The 20410-nt window shown below is 44.0% G+C and carries 15 protein-coding genes and 1 tRNA gene; 4 read left to right on the forward strand and 12 right to left on the reverse strand.

The window, feature by feature from the left end; genetic code table 11:
* Positions 1 to 78 precede the first annotated feature (78 nt).
* From metH to IQ242_RS00485, 6 genes are all read right to left on the reverse strand, one after another.
* Positions 79 to 3642, reverse strand: a complete 3564-nt coding sequence (metH, locus tag IQ242_RS00460) for a methionine synthase (RefSeq protein WP_193958637.1) — start codon at positions 3640 to 3642, stop codon at positions 79 to 81.
* Positions 3643 to 3780: 138 nt separating this feature from the next.
* Positions 3781 to 4944: a SpoIID/LytB domain-containing protein gene (locus IQ242_RS00465; RefSeq protein ID WP_193958638.1), complete on the reverse strand. Its 1164-nt coding sequence runs from the start codon at positions 4942 to 4944 to the stop codon at positions 3781 to 3783.
* A 229-nt stretch (positions 4945 to 5173) separates the two neighbouring features.
* Entirely contained in the window at positions 5174 to 5794 is a 621-nt protein-coding gene (locus IQ242_RS00470; protein ID WP_193958639.1) for a type I restriction endonuclease, read from the reverse strand.
* A gap of 443 nt (positions 5795 to 6237) precedes the next feature.
* Positions 6238 to 6735: a DUF29 domain-containing protein gene (locus IQ242_RS00475; protein ID WP_193958640.1), complete on the reverse strand. Its 498-nt coding sequence runs from the start codon at positions 6733 to 6735 to the stop codon at positions 6238 to 6240.
* A 10-nt stretch (positions 6736 to 6745) separates the two neighbouring features.
* Complete coding sequence (locus tag IQ242_RS00480) at positions 6746 to 7108, reverse strand: DUF5615 family PIN-like protein (RefSeq protein WP_002737135.1); 363 nt, start codon at positions 7106 to 7108, stop codon at positions 6746 to 6748.
* Positions 7086 to 7436, reverse strand: coding sequence for a DUF433 domain-containing protein (locus IQ242_RS00485; protein WP_002737461.1), 351 nt, complete (start codon positions 7434 to 7436; stop codon positions 7086 to 7088). Before IQ242_RS00485 ends, IQ242_RS00480 begins: the two co-directional genes overlap by 23 nt.
* 320 nt (positions 7437 to 7756) lie before the next feature.
* Between IQ242_RS00485 and IQ242_RS00490 the strand changes: the two genes are divergently transcribed.
* The gene (locus IQ242_RS00490) at positions 7757 to 8065 is read left to right on the forward strand and encodes a hypothetical protein (RefSeq protein ID WP_193958650.1); all 309 of its coding nucleotides are present in this window, start codon (positions 7757 to 7759) and stop codon (positions 8063 to 8065) included.
* The gene (locus IQ242_RS00495) at positions 8066 to 8416 is read left to right on the forward strand and encodes a hypothetical protein (protein WP_004268952.1); all 351 of its coding nucleotides are present in this window, start codon (positions 8066 to 8068) and stop codon (positions 8414 to 8416) included.
* Between the two features lie 268 nt (positions 8417 to 8684).
* Here the strand turns inward: IQ242_RS00495 and IQ242_RS00500 are convergent, their stop codons facing one another.
* The gene (locus tag IQ242_RS00500) at positions 8685 to 12608 is read right to left on the reverse strand and encodes a tetratricopeptide repeat protein (RefSeq protein WP_193958641.1); all 3924 of its coding nucleotides are present in this window, start codon (positions 12606 to 12608) and stop codon (positions 8685 to 8687) included.
* Between the two features lie 83 nt (positions 12609 to 12691).
* On the opposite strand from IQ242_RS00500, the gene IQ242_RS00505 reads away from it, so the two are divergent.
* Together IQ242_RS00505 and mrdA are read left to right on the forward strand one after the other, a co-directional pair.
* The gene (locus tag IQ242_RS00505) at positions 12692 to 13801 is read left to right on the forward strand and encodes an S-(hydroxymethyl)glutathione dehydrogenase/class III alcohol dehydrogenase (RefSeq protein ID WP_193958642.1); all 1110 of its coding nucleotides are present in this window, start codon (positions 12692 to 12694) and stop codon (positions 13799 to 13801) included.
* Between the two features lie 540 nt (positions 13802 to 14341).
* Positions 14342 to 16216, forward strand: a complete 1875-nt coding sequence (gene mrdA / locus IQ242_RS00510) for a penicillin-binding protein 2 (RefSeq protein WP_193958643.1) — start codon at positions 14342 to 14344, stop codon at positions 16214 to 16216.
* Here the strand turns inward: mrdA and IQ242_RS00515 are convergent.
* The 5 genes from IQ242_RS00515 to IQ242_RS00535 all read right to left on the reverse strand — a co-directional run bounded on the left by IQ242_RS00515 (position 16213) and on the right by IQ242_RS00535 (position 20393).
* Complete coding sequence (locus tag IQ242_RS00515; RefSeq protein ID WP_193958644.1) at positions 16213 to 17019, reverse strand: radical SAM protein; 807 nt, start codon at positions 17017 to 17019, stop codon at positions 16213 to 16215. The two genes, mrdA and IQ242_RS00515, sit on opposite strands and share 4 nt — an antisense overlap.
* Before the next feature lie 19 nt (positions 17020 to 17038).
* A tRNA-Ser gene (locus tag IQ242_RS00520) sits at positions 17039 to 17130 on the reverse strand.
* Positions 17131 to 17191: 61 nt separating this feature from the next.
* Positions 17192 to 17911, reverse strand: coding sequence for a DevA family ABC transporter ATP-binding protein (locus tag IQ242_RS00525; protein WP_193958645.1), 720 nt, complete (start codon positions 17909 to 17911; stop codon positions 17192 to 17194).
* Between the two features lie 18 nt (positions 17912 to 17929).
* The gene (devC, locus tag IQ242_RS00530; RefSeq protein WP_193958646.1) at positions 17930 to 19102 is read right to left on the reverse strand and encodes an ABC transporter permease DevC; all 1173 of its coding nucleotides are present in this window, start codon (positions 19100 to 19102) and stop codon (positions 17930 to 17932) included.
* 7 nt (positions 19103 to 19109) lie between these two features.
* Positions 19110 to 20393 carry an ABC exporter membrane fusion protein gene (locus IQ242_RS00535; protein ID WP_193958647.1) on the reverse strand — a complete coding sequence of 428 codons (1284 nt, stop codon included), beginning with the start codon at positions 20391 to 20393 and terminating at the stop codon, positions 19110 to 19112.
* Positions 20394 to 20410: the final 17 nt, after the last annotated feature.

Consider the following 20410-nt stretch of genomic DNA (forward strand, 5'->3'; position numbering starts at 1 on the left):
GGGTTTTACCGATAAAAACTCACACCTGATAACTGATAACTGATAACTGATAACTGATAACTGATAACTGATAACTGATTAGGTACTAAAGTATTTAGCGGTGGGGTGATAGGTGATAATGGCGGTGGTGGATTGTTCTGGGTACAATTGTTCGCTTTCGTCCATAGACATCCCAATGCGATCGCATCCTAACAGATCTAGTTGCTTGTATTGATCCTGAATATTGGGACAAGCGGGATAGCCGAAACTATAGCGAGAACCCTGGTAACGCTGTTGCAGTATATCGCGGATATTATCGGGATCGAACTCTGCGAAACCTAACTCGCGACGGATGCGGGTGTGGGTCCATTCAGCCATGGCTTCGGCGGTTTGGACAGCCATGCCGTGATAATAGAGGTATTCGGTATATTCGTTGGCATCAAAGAGAGATTTAGCGTATTCCGTGGCGATTTCCCCCACTGTCACCGCTTGCATCGGGAAAACGTCGATAATCCCGGATTCCTGCGGGGCGAAAAAGTCAGCAATACAGAGACGACGACCAGATTTCTGGCGAGGAAACTCAAAAATGGCGATCGGTTGCAGATTTTCGGGTTTTTCGCCTGCTTGTATCGATTCGGGATCGTAAATTAACAGGGAATTGCCAGAGGATTGACAGGGAAAATAACCATAAATTAATGTAGGGTTTAGTAAATTTTCCTTGACAATTTTCTCTTTCCATGCTGCTAGAATTGGATGAACTTTTTCCTGTAAAAACTGGTCGTATTCTTGTTTCGATTGGCTTTGTGGTTTGCGGAATTGCCATTGACCGACAAATAAAGCTTGTAGGTCTAAATACCAGAAAACCTCCTCGATGGGAATTTCTGCTGCTGTTAATATTTTAGTACCCCAGAAGGGCGGTGTTGGTCGGGGAATATCAACTGCCACCGCTTCGGACCGACGGGTATCAATAACTAATTCTTGGTTGACGCTGCCATCGGTAAAAATAGTATCGGGATTAACCTCTAATTCTTCTGCGACAACCGGGGTTTTTTCTGTCTCGGCACACTCCGCTAAAAAGCCTTTACTATCATCCCATTGACCCCCAGCTTTAGCGGGCATTAATTTATCCATAAAATGCAGGTCAGAGAAGGCATCTTTACCATAGATAACCTGTCCCTTGTAGGTTTTTTGACAGTCATCATGGACAAATTTGGGAGTTAAAGCTGCCCCGCCAAGGATAACAGGAACGGTGATTCCTTTTTCATTAAAAACCTCTAGATTTTCCTTCATAAAAGCCGTCGATTTCACCAATAAACCGCTCATAGCGATACAATCGGCCTTATGTTCTTTGTAGGCTTCGATGATATTTTCTACGGGTTGTTTAATGCCCAAATTAATCACCTTATAGCCGTTATTAGTCAAGATAATATCAACTAAATTTTTACCAATATCGTGAACATCTCCTTTAACTGTTGCGATAATAAAAGTCCCTTTGGCATTATTATCCCCCTCTTTTTTCTCCATAAAGGGTTCTAAAAAAGCAACGGCCGCTTTCATAGTTTGGGCCGATTGGAGAACAAAAGGTAACTGCATTTGTCCTGAACCAAATAACTCACCCACTACCTTCATCCCATCCAGGAGGAAAATATTAATAATATCTAGGGGTGGATAGTCCTGTAAAGCTTGATTCAAAGCGTCTTCCAGTCCCAATCTTTCCCCATCAATAATATGCTGTTTTAATCGTTCCTCCACGGGTAAATTAGCATTACTAGAGGGGTCTTTTTTCGTAGTTTTCCCCGCAAATAATTCGGTTAATTTGGTCAGGGGATCATAAACACATATATCGCCATCAAAACGACGATTATCATAGATCAAATCCCGACAAACTTGCTGATATTCTGGTTCAATTTTTGCCAGAGGAAGAATTTTATTAGCGCTGACAATTGCCCCATCCATCCCCACCTGCATCGCTTCGTTGAGGAAGACGGAATTTAATACCTGACGCGCTGCTGGATTCAAGCCAAAGGAGATATTAGACACACCTAAAAGAATGTGACATTCTGGCAATTCTTGGCGAATTCTGCCCATTGCTTCGATGGTAGCCTTACCATTTTCTCGGTCTTCTTCGATACCGGTAGAAATCGGTAAAGCTAGAGGATCAAAAAAGATTTCGTAGGGAGGAATTCCGTATTCTATCGCCGCATAATAGGCCCGTTTAGCTATCTGGAATTTTTTCTCGGCAGTGCGTCCCATTCCTTCTTCATCAATGGTTCCAATTACTACCCCTGCGCCGTATTTTTTCGCTAAATCCAAGACTTGATAAAAACGCGGTTCCCCGTCTTCGTAGTTAGTAGAGTTGAGGATACATTTACCCCCCGCTACTTTTAACCCCGCTTCCATTTTTTCCCATTCGGTGGAATCTAACATTAAAGGTAGGGTGACATTATTAACTAAACGAGAGGCTAATTGGTGCATATCGCGCACACCATCCCGGCCGACATAATCGACGTTGACATCGAGAATATGCGCTCCTTCTTTTACCTGCGCTTTCGCCATCGATACTAAACTATCCCAGTCTTCAACATTGAGCAGTTCCCGACATTTTTTAGAACCACTGGCGTTTAATTTTTCCCCGACAATCAGGAAAGAATTATCTTGAATATAGGGTTGGGTACTGTAGATAGAAGCGGCGGAGGGTTCATAATGATAATGACGAGATTTCGGAGTTAAACCCTGACTTAGTTCCGCTAAAGCTTGGATATGGTCGGGACGAGTACCACAACAACCGCCGATAATTTGTACTCCCAAATCTTCAATAAAGTGCATTAAAGCCATTTTTAATTCTACGGGAGTGAGGCGATAATGGGCTTGACCGCCGACATTTTCTGGTAAACCAGCATTAGGAATACAAGAAACAATAAAAGGGGAATTTTCCGAGAGATATTTAATATGGGGTTTCATTAAATCGGGACCAGTGGCGCAGTTAAGTCCCAAAATATCAATTTTATAGGGTTGTAAAATAGAGACAACGGCGTTAATTTCCGTTCCTACTAACATCGTTCCCATGGTTTCCATCGTCACCGAAACCATTAGGGGCAATCGTTGACCTTTTTTCTGAAATACTTCTTCAATAGCATTTAAAGCCGCTTTAATTTGCAGGACATCCTGACAGGTTTCTACTAATAATAAATCTGCCCCGCCATCGTACAGACCCTCTACCTGTTCCACATAGGCATTTTTGAGCGTATCAAAGTCAATATGACCTAAAGTGGGCAGTTTTGTCCCCGGCCCCATAGAACCCGCCACAAAACGGGGTTTTTCGGGGGTAGAGTATTTATTAGCGCAAGCCTTGGCCAGTTCGGCGGCGGTTTTGTTGAGATAATAAGCTTGATCGGCTAAATCGTACTCGGCTAAAACTATCGAGGTTCCCCCGAAGGTGTCGGTTTCAATCACATCCGCACCCACCGCTAAAAAAGCTTCGTGGACTTTCGCTACGGCGCTAGGTTTAGTATGGACAAGATACTCGTTACAACCTTCGTATTCTGCCCCACCAAAGTCCTCGGCCGTCAGATTTTGGCTTTGTAGGGAAGTTCCCATCGCTCCATCAAAGACGAGGACGGGATGCTTGGGGCCGTTGAGGTAGTCAAGAAAGGGGCTATTCATAGAGAGATTTACTGCTATAGCATTTTGAAAGTTTATTCTAATACAGTTACTAGAAATCTGCTATGGTCGGCATTTCAGTTATCAGTGATCAGTTATCAGTGATCAGATTTGAGTTTTCAGTCGAGAAAGCCAATCAATCTAATTTTGTAGAACTAGACGGGCTAAACCAACTCCGGGATAATAATTACCGAGAATTTGTTGATAATCTAGGCCTTCTTCCGCTAACTTATAAGCTCCAGTTTGACTCATACCGCGACCACCGTGGGCCCAAGCGACAATTTCATCGGTGGCGGCATAAAGAGACTCGACTACACCCCCTTTATAGCTGAGAATCTGCCCAGCAGTGGCATTAACCGCTTGGTGAGTCGATTGATACTCCGAGCGAATACCTTTATATACCTGCCAGCGTTGGCTATTGCCCAGATGAAACCAAGCATTAGCGGGGCGGATCATGTGTACTAGGGCATAGGAACGAGCGGCGATCGCTTGTGCCTTTAAAGCGTGCATTGGCGCGGTGGAGTGCATTTCACTCCCCACCACACTATAGAGATAGGCCTCTAAATTAACCTGATTGACCACTAATAAGCGATCGCCTTGGGCAACAAGCAGCACTTTGCCCCGATACCAACTATCATCCACATAAACTAAACCATCGGCACTGGTGGGCTGCACAAAAATCACCTCTGGCAGCGATAAATCGCCCATTTTTAAGCCATTGGCACCTGGAATGACCGGTAAACCCTCGTTAGTGGCAATCGTTTTTAAACCACGACCTTGGCGATCGGTGATCACCGCCGGTCCGTTAACTCCAATCAAAACACTGGCCACATCCCTTTTGATCGCCACGCGAATTTCTAGGACCGGCGGCGTATAATTAGCGGGAACCGCTAAGGGTTGTCTAGTCACTGATTTGGCAGCAGCAGCGGGGGAAGTATTAGGGGCAGTATTAGAGGAACGAACCGATGGCGCTAATTTTTTCGGCGCGGAGAGGGAAGACTGAGGAGAGGGTGCTGATTTTGGAGTCGCAGAAGATTGCGGAGAGGGGGATAGTTTCGGCGATGGCGCGGTTAAGGGTGCGATCGGAGATGGGATAATAGGAGCAGGGGAGGCAGCAGTTTCTAGATTTGCCTGCGGTTGTGGGGTTTCTGGTTTTTCCTTGGCTAAATAAGTTAAGAGAATTGGCGTAAAAGTAGCGATCGACAACAAAGGAACGGCACAATGGCGCAGCAGGGAAAAATAGGTACTAGCAGCAAATTTCATTTTAATCACACCATCTTTAATTTTCTTATCTAACTTTATCATTCCCCTCTCAGGCCGGGCAATTCTAGACAAAAACTCTCGTATTCTTGAGCTTGTTAGGACAAATAAGGCTGAAATAGTCAAGAAAAGCCGAAAAAATCCTGATAATTTTTATTTATGCCTACTGATTTGTTCCTTGCAGAGCCAATTATACAACAGAGGGAAATAGGAGAGTAACGATTCTGCTGGAGTTATCAACAGTCGTAAAATTAGGTACTGATTATCTTGATACTCAAATTAGTTGACAGAGATGTTTAAGGATTTTGAGAACTTCATATAAATCCCCCGGATTTCTCATGGCAAATAAACGAGAGGTTCCGTATAAAGGTTTACCGTCCCATAATAATTTAACAAATAAAAACTCGGAACCATTGGTCAACATTCCATAATTAGGACGGTTGGGATGAGGATTGGCCATTAAATAAGCTAATAATTGCGGTAAACCTGCTTCAACGGAATAAATAACCCGTTTTGATTCAATAATCATTACCCATAATTGCTCTTTTAGAATTAAAGTATCTAACCTTCCTTTAATTATTAAATCTTGCTCTTCTGTAATAATTTCAACGGACTCTTCTGCTTTAATCTGAAAGGGAAATAGATAAAAGTTACCAATAAATAATAATGGATCTAAAACCGTCATCCTCACCGAAGTTTCCAAAAAGGGAGGATAATTCAATAAGTTAAAATAACCTGTTTTGATTTTATCTAACAATTCTTTTTCTTGGTCAGAGATTGCTTCTAGGTCTTGCTGCCATTCCCCAAAAAAATGCTCATCTTCTATAAACTCTAGTTGAAAATGATTAATTAAATCTCTGAGAGTGACTTCTTTTGCTTGTAAAAATTGAACCATATTTACCTCTTTAATTAACACTTACGTTAATGGTAATTTGCTATTTTTAATTGAATTTACCTAAATTTTTAACCCAGCAAAATATCCGTTACTGACGGGGTTAACTGCTCTAAATCAGAGAGAACAGTTAAGGATATGGTCTTGTTTTGTTTACCTGCACATCGCTTCGGTTAGCATCGTTCAGGTTTTTATCAGCTGCTTTCCCTCTTCCTACATCATCCAGATTAGCCATCGTCTTCTCCTTAATTTAGAGTACATGAAAGGTTCACTTTGCTATGATTTATCCAAGAGATTTATTGAGATATAAGTAGTTAGGTATTAAAAACTTTATTCCCCCCTTATTTCCCAGGGAAGGGGGGTTAGGTCATTCGGGCGATTTTTCATGTTGGCAAGGTCATATTCTGGTTTCATGGTTTTATTATCGATAATGTTTACCTTCGTTTTTACCCGTAAAAGTCCTCATTTAGAATCTGTTCAGGTGTGAAAGGACAAGCGAGGGGATACTCACTTTCTTGGGGAATAGGAATACCAAATTGAGCGCGTTTACCCTGTTTGATGGCGACTTTACGAGCGCTGGAATAGGCTTGTGTGATGGAGATTAAGAGATAAGATTTAAGAGAGGGAATCTTAAGTAAATCATCTTGAACGCGCTGACGATGCTCATCTACTGAATTATACCAACTTGCTTTCATTGTCTCAGGAGCATCATGCTGTATCTTTAATTTGAGTAAGTGAATCAACAGGACCATTAAGTTGCTCTCTAAGGCGCGTTTCTCTGACTTACCCAAATCTTTTAACTCCTCAATTAAGTTTTCTATATCCAGTTGTTCAAACTGTCGATTCTGTAATTGATGAATAGTTTGCTCAATCCACAACTGAAGATCTTGTTCGTAAAGTGTTGTGGGATTTTCTTGAATGTCCGATTGTTTTAATAAGGTCATTTGGATTTCATTAAGTTAACGGTAAATGTACAATTCGGTCTTCATATTCATTGTCAAAAGAACCTTTGGCAATTACAATTAATTCTAACAAGTTATCACCAATACTTAAATCTTGATTGAGAATAAAAATTCCAGGAATGTGACGGTTTTGGTTGAAGTGTTCTCTTAAATGTACTGGCATAGAAGCACGATTATTTGTCACTAAAATAAATCCCATCACCTCACACCAAATCAAGATTTCTGGATCTAATGTACCTAATTTTGGTGTATCTGGTTCACCAACTACTCGAATAATGATTTCTGGTTCTCGGCGACGCAATTGTTGAGGATACACCGAATTAACATTTTCATCAATTAAATATTTCAGTGTCATTAGCTTTCTGCTTGGCTGTTATTTCAGCTTTCAATTTTCTCAGTCGTTCAACCACAGGCGGAGGATTTTTTCGCTGTTCTTCTCGCATTTTTCGCCCCCATTCTAGCCAGTCGGCGATGTATTGGCTCACTTTTTCTTTATCATGAAGATAATAAAGAATCGTCGCATATACCTGTTCGAGGGTTAAAGATGGATAAGTATTAGCAATTTCTTCGGGAGTTTTGGCTTGGTAAATGAAATCGTGTAAAATGGTTTCAATACCGACGCGGGTTCCTTTTAGCCGAATATCGTTAGGAGCAAGAAAATTAAAATAGTCTTCGAGTTGCATGATTTATACCAATTGAAGATTCAAACTTAACTTTATTCTTTAAGTAACATTGTTATCTTAATTATACTTGATCGTTGCCGAATAGTGCGATCGCATTGGGTTCTTAATTATTGACCTCTCCCCTGAACCCTATCCTACAAGGAAAGGGGAGAGAATTTAGCGAAGAGAGTGCAACTACAAACTGGGTTTGTTGTCAAGGCTCTAGCCCGAACAAGTTTAACCTGTTTTCTTTAGGTAGTGAGGAGCTAAATGGACATAACCCTATTGCCCAAATTGGGTAACTTATCTAGAATAAGTATATGAAGAGAGGAGGAGACGTGATGGAGTATCAGAATTTTTCGCTCATTAAAGAAGATATTCAGGCTGATGCTTGCGGACGGATTAGCCTTGGGACTGAATGTAGCAACCGTCACTATCGGATACTGATGAATGCAAGCGGGGAACTTCTTTTGGTTCCCATGGTGGCGATTCCAGAGGGAGAACTATGGGCTTTTCAGAATCCTAGTGTCCGCGAGTCGCTCAAACGGGGACTCGCAGAAGCCCGCACGGGAGATTTCGCTGAAGAAACAGTCGATTTAGACGCTATGCTTGAGTTTGCTGAATCTATTCCTGAAGAAGTCGAGGAGTAATTGAATTTCTCTTTACGACAGACACAGGAAGCTCGAAATACTCTATCTGAATTGCGAGCAGAAGCGGAACAGGCTCAAAAGACTCGCCTGGCTCAAGGTAGGACAAAAGCATCGAAACAAGAGGGTCTCTACAAACAGGTAACAAAAGCCCTCAAGCTCCTCAGTACAAACCCAAGACATCCGGGACTAAAAACCCATGAATTTAATTCTCTCGACAACCCTTATGATGCAACACAGAAGGTTTTTGAAGCCTACGCCCAACAGAATACACCGGGAGCCTATCGAATTTTCTGGTGCTATGGACCTCATTCGGGGGAAATCACTATTCTCGCTATTACACCTCATCCGTAGATCACAACATTGTAGGGGCGAAGCATTCGGGCGATAACCTATCGCTGAAACCGTAGATTTCCTATCCGAATGCTTCGCCCTTACTTTTTCAGCAAGCCCGAAATAGTTAGCGCTGAAGCGCAACAACAAACTAGGTTCGTTATTCCCCCCTTATCAAGGGGGGCAGGGGGGATCGAACCTAAAATCCATTTTTAATTTAATTATAACCAGCTACTTACGTTAACTGAATTGATAGCCGCAAACACGCAGCCTACGCCCAAAACCCATTCTAACCCTCCAGCAAACCCCGCAACTCCTCAACCCCAATCCCCAAAATATCAGCCGCAGCAACAAAAATCTCCTCATCTTGCGTTTGCTGATAAAGAGCAACAAGACTAGGCAAAGAAAAGGTTTGTACGCTGTAACTATCCTTAAATTCTGCCAAAATTTGTAAGGCTTGCAGGTAATAACTTTTGGCTTGGCTCAATTCCCCAACTGCTTTGGCTACATTTCCCAAATTGTGCAGGGTTCCAGCTTGGGAGTAGCGATCGCCATATTCAATCTTGATCTCAATAGCTTGCAGGTAATAACTTTTGGCTTGCTCCCATTCCCTCAATTCTTGCGCTACTATTCCCAACTGGTGCAGGGTGGTGGCTTGAGAGAAGCGATCCCCATATTCAATGGAGATCTCAAGAGCTTGCTGGTAGTAGCTTCGGGCTTGCTCCCATTCCCTCAATTCTGCCGCTACGGCTCCCAACTGGTGCAGGGTGATGGCTTGGGAGTAGCGATCCCCATATTCAATCTTGATCTCAAGAGCTTGCTGGTAGTAGCTTCGGGCTTGCTCCCATTCCCTCAATTCTTGCGCTACTATTCCCAACTGGTGCAGGGTGCGGGCTTGCTCATAGCGATCGCCATATTCAATGAGGATCTCAATAGCTTGCTGGTAGTAGCTTCGGGCTTGCTCCCATTCCCTCAATTCTGCCGCTACGGCTCCCAACTGGTGCAGGGTGGTGGCTTGAGAGAAGCGATCCCCATATTCAATGAAGATCTCAAGGGATTGCTGGTAGTAGCTTCGGGCTTGCTCCCATTCCCTCAATTCTTGCGCTACCACTCCCAAATTGTGCAGGGTGCTGGCTTGGGAGTAGCGGGCGCTTTGCGTGCCTCCGGCAGCGCCATATTCAATGTAGATCTCAATAGCTTGCTGGTAGTAGAGCCGCGCTTGCTCCCATTCCCTCAATTCTTGCGCTACGGTTCCCAAATTGTGCAGGGTGCTGGCTTGGGAGTAGCGGGCGCTTTGCGTGCCTCCGGCAGCGCCATATTCAATGTAGATCTCAATAGCTTGCTGGTAGTAGAGCCGCGCTTGCTCCCATTCCCTCAATTCTTGCGCTACGGTTCCCAAATTGTGATAGATATATCCCAATTTTGAGGCTTTTTGTTGCTCGTCCACCCCTTGGAGATTTTGAGTTAATTCAATAACTTTTAGATTAGTCTGTTTCGCCTGTTCATAGTTTTTTGTATTTTGATAGGCGATGGCGAGATTGCCCAAAGCACCAACAATGTTACTACCGATTATCCCAGTTTTAATCTGTTCAGGATAAGTTTGACAAGCTTGACAAACATTCTCGCATAGTTTCAGTCTGCTATTAACATCATTGGTAACAAAAAAATAATTATGTAAGCAAAAGAAGATCTCAATACTTTCCTGCTTCTCCAAACAAATCTGCAACGCATTAAACAGATTTTCATACTCCCAGCGACAGAACAATATCCCCCACTGCTTCTCTTGCGGATTTTTGGAATTTAGTAAGTCACCATAATAACCTGCCAAGCCTCGGTAATGATTCTTAAAACCCTCCCAAATTGCTGCTTGCGTCTCTGGTGCTAATTCCTTTAACTTCGTCTTCAGGAAGTAGGGAAAAATCGGTTGAATCGTCAGGAAATCTGGCAATTCTTCACTTATGGGAGAGAGCAAACCCCAATGAATCGCTTCTTCAATCGCTGCATCAAATTGGTCAAACTGATAGCCTTGTAAAGGTTCTAATTGCTGTAGTTGTTGGCTGTATAGACGAATAGCATCTGCACGAATAAACCCACTAAAAGGCGCTAAACAGAGTAACAACTTCTGCGCCTCTTCCGACAAATTACTGTGGGAATATTCCACACACTTGATGATATTATTAGTCTTATCCTCATCCCCCACATTAACTAACTCTGCCAACTGTAACCCTTGCCAAATCTCCTCCGGTGACTGTCGCTTCAGATTCGCTAATACCACTTCCATCGCCAACGGATATCCCGCCAACAACTTCATCAAGCGCTTAAAATAATCATCCTTTTTAATCGCATTTTTCCGACTCTTCGCCTGACGTTCTAAGATTCTCTCCGCTAATTCAGTTCTCGACTCTTGGTCTAATCCTTGTAACTGATAGATATTCTCCTTAAAAGTCCTGCGTTGCAGCCAAGTTTCCTCACTGCGAGACCCCAAAATCACCTTCGTTTTTCCCCCGACCAAATTCTTGAGAAATTCGGCGATTTCTTCCCTCTCATTCTCCGGTAAAGTATTCTGAATTGCTAACGGTTGTCCCGTCACCGACTCCAGATTATCTAAAATCAGAATATACGCCTCACTGCGGAGTTTTTGCTCTAGTTTCTTTACCCGCGCTTTCAGGTTCATCCCTTGGAAACTCGCCTGTTCAAAACGATTATAAATTCCCTGACCGATTTCATAAACAATCTGTTCTAAAGTCCAAGCTTTTCTATCATAACCAAAATAGAAAATATGGGTCGCCCAGTTGGTTTTCTGCCACCATTCTCGTAGATAATTGAGTAAGGTAGTTTTTCCTGTCCCTCCCATTCCTTTGAGTAAAAGGATATTATGTTTCAGCAGTGCCTTTTCCAGCTTGAGAATTTCTAAATCCCTTCCCACAAAGCCGTATTCTGGTAAAGGAAAGACATATTGATTGCCGATATGTTCCCAGTATTTTTCCTCCTCTTCTGGAGTAAATGGACGCAAATTGAGATTAATTTTACCGCGACAATAAATCACCGGTAATAACCAATCTTCTAAATCTATTATCGTATTATAATAGGCGCGGCGTTGCTTATTATTGAATAACTCTAACCGTCCTTTTCGCATCGCTTCCGTTAGGTCTTTTCCGTTCAATAATTGCTGATAAATTGGTTTCATCATCAACTTAGCTGCAGAAACCGTCACCGAATATCCCATCGCCACCACTGCTTGCATTCCCGCAGTCATCAAACGACTTCCTAAACTGGTTTCCCGATAGTCTTCTGATTCCTGGGAAATTTGCTTTGCTGACTGACAAGCATTGAGAATACAAATAGGGATATTTTTCCCAGTGAGTAAATTCGCTAATTCCGTCGCTTCTACCGGAGTCGCTTGACCTTTTTCTTCTCCTTCCAGAAACAGAAAAGCTTTTACTCCCTCATATTCTGCTAAATCCTCCAGTCCCCATCCCCTTTGATAGCGCCAAGAATCCCCGTGAACCTGTCTTTGGTACTGTTCATATTCCATTAATCCGCCATGAACATCGAAATGAATAACATGATAGTATCCTTCTCCCTTCTCATCCAGATGTCTGGTTAGTGATTCATAAGTTCCGGGACGCAAAATATCAATTTTTACCGGTATTTCACTACTATTTACCAGTTCTACTAAAGGACGGGAAATCGTGCGATAGTTAACATCAGATTCCTCATTAGGACGCGCAATCACCACCAGAAGATTGATAGTAGGATAAGTGGCCATTTGCACCGGGACAACTGTAGCCCCTCGACGCTGGCGGGAGATGATACAATCTATAGAAAAAGGACGCGGTAAATCAGGATCTTTCAGCGCTTCCCAATGTAAAGCTTGAAATTCTGGCGACTGACTTTCGATGATAATTTGCAGTTGACTTAACTGCTTTCGTAAGTCTCGATATTCCCCATAAGCATTTAAATTACTCTGGAAAACCTGTTTAAATAGGTTTTCGCCATAGTTTTGGACACTGTTGGCGGCTTTTTGCGCCTTATCCGTTTCTAGCGTCGGAAATCTTAACCATTTCTCAAAGTACCATTCTAGTTGTTTTTCTTCTTGGTTAGTAAAGGGGTCAGTAACCGTAATTGGGTAGCTGTTACCGCTATCAAAATTGAGACTAGCAGTAAAGCCACCATCGTTAATTCCTTCTTCGCGGATGGTGAGGACTAACATAGAGATAAGTTTAGAATTGTTCTATTACAACTCTTCAGCAGTTTAACGGTATTATACTGGAAAAAACCTATTGCTTTGAGCCTATGGATGTTCGAGCGGCAGTTGCCCTAGAAGCGGGAAAACCCCTAACTATTGAAACGGTACAATTAGCAGCACCGCAAGCGGGGGAAGTGTTAGTAGAAATCAAAGCCACGGGAGTTTGTCACACCGATGCCTATACTCTCTCTGGGGCCGATCCTGAAGGCTTATTTCCCTCAATTTTAGGCCATGAAGGGGCCGGAATCGTGGTAGAAGTGGGAAAAGGTGTCACTAGCTTAAAAGTGGGTGATCCTGTGATTCCCCTATACATTCCCGAATGTCGTCAGTGCGAATACTGTCTCAGCTTTAAAACCAATCTCTGTCAAGCAATTCGTCTTACCCAAGGTCGGGGAGTAATGCCGGATGGAACCAGTCGTTTTTCCCTCGATGGTCAGCCTCTTTATCACTACATGGGAACCTCGACTTTTGCTAACTATACCGTACTGCCGGAGATTTCCCTAGCCAAGATTCGCCCCGATGCTCCCTTTGAAAAAGTCTGTTATATCGGCTGCGGAGTCACTACAGGTATCGGTGCGGTGATTAATACCGCTAAAGTGGAACCGGGGGCAAAAGTGGTGGTTTTTGGTCTGGGAGGTATCGGTTTAAATGTTATTCAAGGGGCCCGTTTGGTGGGGGCCGATATGATTGTCGGGGTCGATATCAATCCCCAGAAACAAGCTTTAGCGACCAAATTCGGGATGACTCATTTTGTTAATCCCCAAGAAATCGAGGGGGATTTAGTGGCCTATCTGGTGGATTTAACTAAAGGTGGGGCCGATTATAGTTTTGAGTGTATCGGCAATGTCCAGATTATGCGTCAAGCTTTGGAATGTTGCCATAAGGGTTGGGGTGTTGCCACTATTATCGGTGTAGCTGGAGCCGGCCAAGAAATTAGTACCCGTCCTTTTCAATTAGTCACCGGACGGGTCTGGAAAGGTACGGCTTTTGGTGGAGCGAGAGGTCGTACAGATGTACCAAAAATAGTCGATTGGTACATGGACGGCAAGATTAACATTGATGATTTAATCACCCACGTTCTACCTCTGGCAAGAATTAACGAGGCCTTTGACCTGATGCGACAAGGGGATTCTATCCGCAGTGTGATTACATTTTGAGCAGGGATAATGTTACATATAGTTAAGAAATACTTGACAAACTCTTAACTGTATGTGTGCGCCAGTTTCCTAGCTCTCTTTAACTTACTATAGAAGCGATCAATCTTTGTGTCCTCTGTGTCTGGAGTGATTCCTTCCACTCCCAGTATTTACACTTATTTTGTTAAGATATATTGCAGATACCCTGAACTTTAGTCAAGAGAGGAGCTAAATCACCTAGTATTGCGTCTTTTTCAGTGAACAGTGAACAGTAATCAGTAATCAGTGAAAAGACAGTGGCAAACTACTATTTAATACTGCTCACTTAATACATACTGCTCACTTAGAACTCAAATCTGATAAGTACCTAGGCAAAATTAATTACACATATCTAACCCCGCTCTTGCCTCTTGCCTCTTGCCTCTTGCCTATCTTCACTAGGAAATTAATTTTGCACGACTACTTAACTGATGACTGATAACTGATGACTGATAACTGATAACTGATAACTGATAACTGATAACTGCCCTAATAACTTTTAAATTTTATAACTTTAAGCAAATGCGTAATAGCGGACTCCTATCAAAAACCAAAGTCAAACTGAAACCGAAAAAAACCCTCACCTCGCCGACGCGGCCAGCGCCGAATAAATTACAGAATAAAATCAAAGATAAAGAGCGTCTAGTCGGTCGTCAGCGTCAGTCATGGCTAATTATGGGATTAATTAGCATTGTCCTGCTAGGAGGAGTTGGCTCACGATTGGCCTATTTACAACTGCAGCAAGGACAAATTAACCGAGAAAGGGCAGAAAATAACCGGATTCGCATTCTTCCCAAACCTCCGGTCCGGGGCAACTTATTCGATCGCAATGGCAAAGTTTTGGCCACGGCCCGCTTAACCCATGCGGCCTATATTTGGCCCAAATCCCAGCGTAATCCCGCCCAAAAACTCAATCTTGACCGTTTAGCCAGTATTTTAGGCATTCCCAGAAGCGACCTAGAAAAACGCATTAACGAAGCGGACGAAAACCCCTCCACCCTGATCCGGATTGCTAGGGGTTTAACTCCGTCCCAAATTATCGCCCTAGAGGAATACAAAGACGAATTAACCGGCATTGAAGTGGACGTGGAATCAGTGCGCTACTATCCCAATGGTAAAATCGGGGCGCATATTCTCGGTTATACCGGGGAACTAACCCCAGAGGAATATAAAGCCAAAAGACCCCAGGGCTACCGATTGGGAGATGTCGTCGGTAAAATGGGTGTAGAAGCCGCCTACGAGTCAAAATTGCGGGGAGAATGGGGGGGAATGCAGTTAGAGGTCAACGGATCGGGACAAGTAATCCAAATTCTCGGCCAAAAAATTGCTAAACCGGGGCAAGATGTCACCCTGACACTAGATTTAAAACTCCAAAAAGCCGCCGAGGCCGCTTTAGGAAAACGCAAAGGTGCGATCGTGGCGATCGATCCCCGGGATGGTTCCGTGCGAGCCATGGTCAGTTATCCTAGTTTCGATCCCAATGTTTTCTCGGCCCCAATTACCACCACCACTTGGAAAAAACTACAAGCGGAGGGCAACCCGTTTGTTAACCGCGCTCTCCAAGGATTCCCCCCCGCTTCCACCTTTAAAGTCGTCACTGCCACTGCTGGCATGGAATCGGGGAAATTTCCCCCCAATACGGTCTTAAATACCTTTGCTGCCCTTTATGTGGGGGGGACAGCTTTCGGGGAATGGAATCGCGCTGGTTTTGGTCCGATGGGTTTTGTCCGGGCCATGGCCATGAGTAGTAACACTTTTCACGGTCAAATAGGTCGCGGGGTGGGGGGACCGGCTTTAATTGCTATGGCCCGGCGCTACGGTTTCGGTCAGAAAACTGGGATAGAATTAGCGGAAGAAACTCCGGGGTTAATTGCCGATCGCGATTGGAAACTGCGTAATTTTAAAAACTGGGATTGGTCCGTAGGCGATACGATTAATATGTCGATCGGTCAAGGATTTACCCTCGCGACTCCCCTACAGGTAGCTGTGATGTTTGCCGTCCCCGCTAACGGGGGTTTTTTGGTGAAACCCCACCTTTTACAGGATGCCCGCAATGTTAAGGAATGGCGCAAGTCTTTGAACATGAAACCTAGCACCCTAGACACCCTGAGAAAGTCCCTGAGAGCCGTGGTAGCGGAAGGAACGGGGCGGTCCCTATCGGACCCCGCTTTACCGCCTGTAGCGGGCAAAAGCGGCACAGCAGAAGCACCTCCGGGCAAGTCCCACGCTTGGTTTGGAGCTTTCGCGCCCTTCGACAAGCCCGAAATTGTTGTGGTCGCCTTTGCGGAACATTCCGGCGGTGGTGGTGGGAAAGTGGCTGCACCTATGGTACGTCAGGTAATGGAGGCTTATTTTAATGTCAAACCCAAAGAAGAAAAACCCCGGCCGAAGCCCTAGAGACTTGTGGCGGTAAGCGGCACACAGCGTACGGTAATTCCCGTGGCCTTTGCGATTTTTTCCGCCCAAATTGTCAATATTTCAGCGTTTACCGGTTTGAGAATTTGCCTTCCGTCGCCCGCGCTGAGGGGATTATTACCACGGGTTTCTAATTGTCTTTGTCTGGCCCGGGGGCGGGTCGGGGTGTTAAGTTGAATTTCATCCGGTTGTAGCTGTTGCATCAAATCGATGTATCGGTCTTGATCTTGGTGCGACCAAGAGGCCAGTAGCATGGTTTGAATTGCTAGTTTTCCCGACCATTCTTGGCGAAATTGTCTTAATCCCCACCAAAGCTCCTGCCAATCCAGACCGGGGACCGGACGGTTAACCCGTCGCCATTGGGCCTCGGAAACAGCATCGATTTTAGCGGCGACGATATCAGCTTTGCTCAAGTCTTGACGCACTTGGGCATCTCCCAAAAGGGTACTATTGGTTAAGACCGCCACCGGCCGCCTGGTCATTTCCTTGACGGTGGCCAGTATTTCCCCTAAATTGAGGGCGAGGGTGGGTTCCCCGCTACCACTGAGAGTGACTATATCCACTTCCCAGGGGGCAAAAGCACTTAAATCCCTGCTAATTTGTTCGCTGGTGATAAAAATTCTTCGTTGCTCGGTTTTTTGCTCAATTTCTCCTAACTGACAGTAGGCACAGTTAAAGGAACAGGTGGAAACTAAACCAATCGGATCAATGCCCAAGGAACTGCCGAAACGCCAAGAGGCAACCGGACCATATACGGAGCAGAAATAATCCTGGGGAGTAGTCATCGAATCTACCCAAAAAATACGGAGAGGGAGGGATTCGAACCCTCGGTACGGTCTTACGATTCGTACAACAGATTAGCAATCTGCCGCATTCGACCACTCTGCCACCTCTCCAAGATGACATTATTTTAGTCTAACATAAAGGTCTGATTTTTGGCAAGTAATTTTTGGGCAGTTAATCGCCTAAACGACCATCCTCCATATTGACAATGCGATCGGCGATGTCGAGAATCCGGTTATCGTGGGTGACGAGTAAAATCGTGCAACCTTGTTCTTTTGCCAATTTCTGCATGATTTCCACCACATCGCGCCCAGATTGTTTATCTAAGGCCGCGGTCGGTTCATCAGCGAGGACTAATTTGGGATGACTGACGAGGGCGCGAGCGATCGCAACCCGTTGTTTTTGTCCCCCCGATAGATCGTGGGGATAATAATCAACGCGGTCCCCTAAACCCACAGATTCCAAAATTGCCGTGGCTTTTTGATCGAGATCTTGTTCTAAAAACTCCTCGTGCAGTTCCAAAGACATCCTAACGTTTTGTTTCGCTGTCAGGAATTTTAGTAAATTATGTGCTTGAAAAATATAGCCAATTTGACGGCGAATTTTCAGCATTTTGCCCTTACCAATTCCTAACATTTCTTGGCCGAGAATTTTTAAACTGCCCGCTTGTGCTGATCGCAAACCTCCCATTAAACTCAATAAAGTAGTTTTCCCCGATCCCGAAGGACCAGTCATAATCACTACTTCCCCCGCTTTAATTTCCAGATCGATATCGTATAAAACCTGTTTTTTTAATTCCCCCGTGCCAAAATAGTGATTTAAGCCTTTAATGGCAATTACGGGTTCATTAGGGCTAAAATCGACTAATTCTCGCTCTTTTTGAAAAATCAGCATTATTTCACCCTTGATAGTTTAAAAAATATCGGCTGGATCTGCTGTCCTTAATTTGCCCATGGCGACAATTCCAGAGGCAATACACATGATAACTGTTAGGATTAAAACTTCGATCGCCCTAGCGGTAGTCATCACTATGGGTAAAAGTGTAGCGGAGGAAGCGAGATGATAAACACCGAGAGAGACGATAAACCCCGGTATATACCCCAAAACCGCTAGTAATAAAGCTTCTTGCATCAAAACCCCGACTAAATACCAATCACCGTAACCCATAGCTTTTAGGGTAGCGTATTCGGGTAAGTGATCGGTGACATCGGAATAGAGAATTTGATAGACAATGACGATACCGACGATAAAACCGACTACTGTACCTAAACCAAAGATAAAACCAATCGCTGTACCATTTGCCCAATAGGTTTTTTCCCTTTCAGCAAATTCTTCTAAAGTAAGGACTATTACCTCACTTTTAGGGAAAAGTGCCTGTAAATTGCCTTTTAATGCCTCGATATTTGCCCCCGGTTGCAGTTTAATCAGTCCTATATCGATTTCGTGGGGTTGACGTTCGGGAAAGAGCCTTAAAAAGGTAGAATCACTGCTAATGACGTTACTATCGGCAGCAAAGGAGGCGCCAAGGGTAAAAATTCCCGCCACCTGTACCTCTTTTCTATTTAACTGAACTGTCAAATCGGGGTTTTTCTGGAGTAAATCGGCAATTGGACCGAATTCTGGCCTACCAGCTTGATCGTACAAGACGCGATTTAACATCTTTAGATCACTGGATTTTTGATTAACTTCCGGGAGGGTAAAAACCCGTTGACTGGGATCAAAACCAAAGACTAAAGTAGTTCTTTCTAGGGCAGTTTCGGGATTGCGCCACTGGGCCGAAGCAATATAAACTGGGGCTAAAGATTGAATGCCCTCGACTCTTTTAGCTTGGTACAAGCGATCGCGTGAGAAACTTTTCACCGCAAAGAGGGTATCAAATTGGGGATTAATCAGGACTAAATCCGCATCGAGGACATAATGGGGTTTAACGGAAGCATCAAATAAGGCATCCCGAAACCCCAACTGTGTAAAAATTAGGAAGTCAGCAAAAGCAATCCCAGCAATAGCCACGATCAAACGGGTTTTCTCTCGCGTCACCTGTAACCAAGATAGGGGCGTTTTTTTGAATAGATGGGTTAGTTTCATGGAAAACCTACTCATTGATAGTTACAGTTACTTGGGAATTGGTTAAACCTGCCACTTTTTCACTGTTTTCGCGATCTAAGGCAATGCGGACAGAGATCACTTTGCGATCAAAGTTTTCTCCCGGTTGATTGCTGAAGATATTTTGTTGGTCAACTTTTAGGGCAATTAAGCGCACTTTTCCCCTAACTTCGCCCTTAAACGCCGATCCGGTAATCGTGGCAGTTTGTCCCTTGCGAATTTTCCCGATATCGCTTTGATAGATTTCGGCAATTACTTCCATGCGCTCGGTTTCAGCGAGGTCAACAATTCCTTGATCGCTGATTTGTTCCCCGATACGGGTATTGACTTTAATCACTTTGCCGGTAATTGGCGATCGAATATAGGCCTGATTTAACTCAGTTTGGGCTTTTTTAACGGCAACTAGGGCAGCATTTACCTCCGCTTCGGCTGCCCGCACATCGACTCCCCGCACTTCCGAGACTTGATTTAAAGTGGATTTGGCCTCTTTGATCTGCTGTTGACCGGTGGATTCAATCCGGGCTAGGGTAGTCTTGGCTTCTTCTATCTGTTGTTTACCGGTGCTTTCAATTCTCTCTAGGGTAACTTTTGCTTCTGTTAGTTGTTGATTACTGGTTTCTAAATTCAGTCTTTTACTATCAAAACTAGAGGCGGAAATTGCCCCTTCTTGATAGAGTTTTTCGTAGCGATCAAATTCAGCTTTGGCATTGCGATATTCTGCTTCTAATTTGCCAATTGTCGCTTTTTGGGCAGCCCTATCCCCTTCTAATTGCGCTGTTAATCTTTGAATGGTTGTCCGTTGGGTTGCTTGATCCCCTAACCATTGTGCCTCGATTTTCCGCACGTTAGCGGCATTAGCATCGATTTCTCCGACTTTTGCCCCAGCTTTCACCTGTTCTAGTTTGGCTGCGGCTACTTTCACCTGTTCTTGTCCCTGTCGCAGGTTATCCTCTAATCTTTCCTGACTTTCGAGAATGGCGATTATTTGTCCCGTTTTGACGCTATCTCCTTCATCGACTAATAATTGCTTGACTCGATCGGAATCAAGCAACATCGGGGCAGATATGCTGATAATTTCTGTCCTCGGTTCAATTCTGCCTAAAGCGGTGATTTTTTGCGGTGTGGGTGACGCAATTACATGGGTTTTGGTTTCGGGTTTGGTGGCGAATTGGGAAAGACTATAAAAGGTGGTTATTCCTAATAATCCTGTGCCTAATACTATTAACCCGATCATTAACTTTTGATTTGGTTTCACAAAAGTTTTACCTTTCATATTTTTTTAGTTAATAA

It is taken from the genome of Microcystis sp. LEGE 08355 (assembly GCF_015207185.1).
In the GTDB taxonomy this organism is placed as follows: Bacteria; Cyanobacteriota; Cyanobacteriia; order Cyanobacteriales; family Microcystaceae; genus Microcystis; species Microcystis panniformis.

What these genes read in the sequence shown, in the direction of transcription:
- metH (WP_193958637.1), bottom strand. Translation starts at nt 3,642, where the DNA reads ATGAATAGCCCCTTTCTTGACTACCTCAACGGCCCCAAGCATCCCGTC.
- IQ242_RS00465 (WP_193958638.1), bottom strand. Translation starts at nt 4,944, where the DNA reads ATGATAAAGTTAGATAAGAAAATTAAAGATGGTGTGATTAAAATGAAA.
- IQ242_RS00470 (WP_193958639.1), bottom strand. Translation starts at nt 5,794, where the DNA reads ATGGTTCAATTTTTACAAGCAAAAGAAGTCACTCTCAGAGATTTAATT.
- IQ242_RS00475 (WP_193958640.1), bottom strand. Translation starts at nt 6,735, where the DNA reads ATGACCTTATTAAAACAATCGGACATTCAAGAAAATCCCACAACACTT.
- IQ242_RS00480 (WP_002737135.1), bottom strand. Translation starts at nt 7,108, where the DNA reads ATGACACTGAAATATTTAATTGATGAAAATGTTAATTCGGTGTATCCT.
- IQ242_RS00485 (WP_002737461.1), bottom strand. Translation starts at nt 7,436, where the DNA reads ATGCAACTCGAAGACTATTTTAATTTTCTTGCTCCTAACGATATTCGG.
- IQ242_RS00490 (WP_193958650.1), top strand. Translation starts at nt 7,757, where the DNA reads ATGGAGTATCAGAATTTTTCGCTCATTAAAGAAGATATTCAGGCTGAT.
- IQ242_RS00500 (WP_193958641.1), bottom strand. Translation starts at nt 12,608, where the DNA reads ATGTTAGTCCTCACCATCCGCGAAGAAGGAATTAACGATGGTGGCTTT.
- IQ242_RS00505 (WP_193958642.1), top strand. Translation starts at nt 12,692, where the DNA reads ATGGATGTTCGAGCGGCAGTTGCCCTAGAAGCGGGAAAACCCCTAACT.
- mrdA (WP_193958643.1), top strand. Translation starts at nt 14,342, where the DNA reads ATGCGTAATAGCGGACTCCTATCAAAAACCAAAGTCAAACTGAAACCG.
- IQ242_RS00515 (WP_193958644.1), bottom strand. Translation starts at nt 17,019, where the DNA reads ATGACTACTCCCCAGGATTATTTCTGCTCCGTATATGGTCCGGTTGCC.
- IQ242_RS00525 (WP_193958645.1), bottom strand. Translation starts at nt 17,911, where the DNA reads ATGCTGATTTTTCAAAAAGAGCGAGAATTAGTCGATTTTAGCCCTAAT.
- devC (WP_193958646.1), bottom strand. Translation starts at nt 19,102, where the DNA reads ATGAAACTAACCCATCTATTCAAAAAAACGCCCCTATCTTGGTTACAG.
- IQ242_RS00535 (WP_193958647.1), bottom strand. Translation starts at nt 20,393, where the DNA reads ATGAAAGGTAAAACTTTTGTGAAACCAAATCAAAAGTTAATGATCGGG.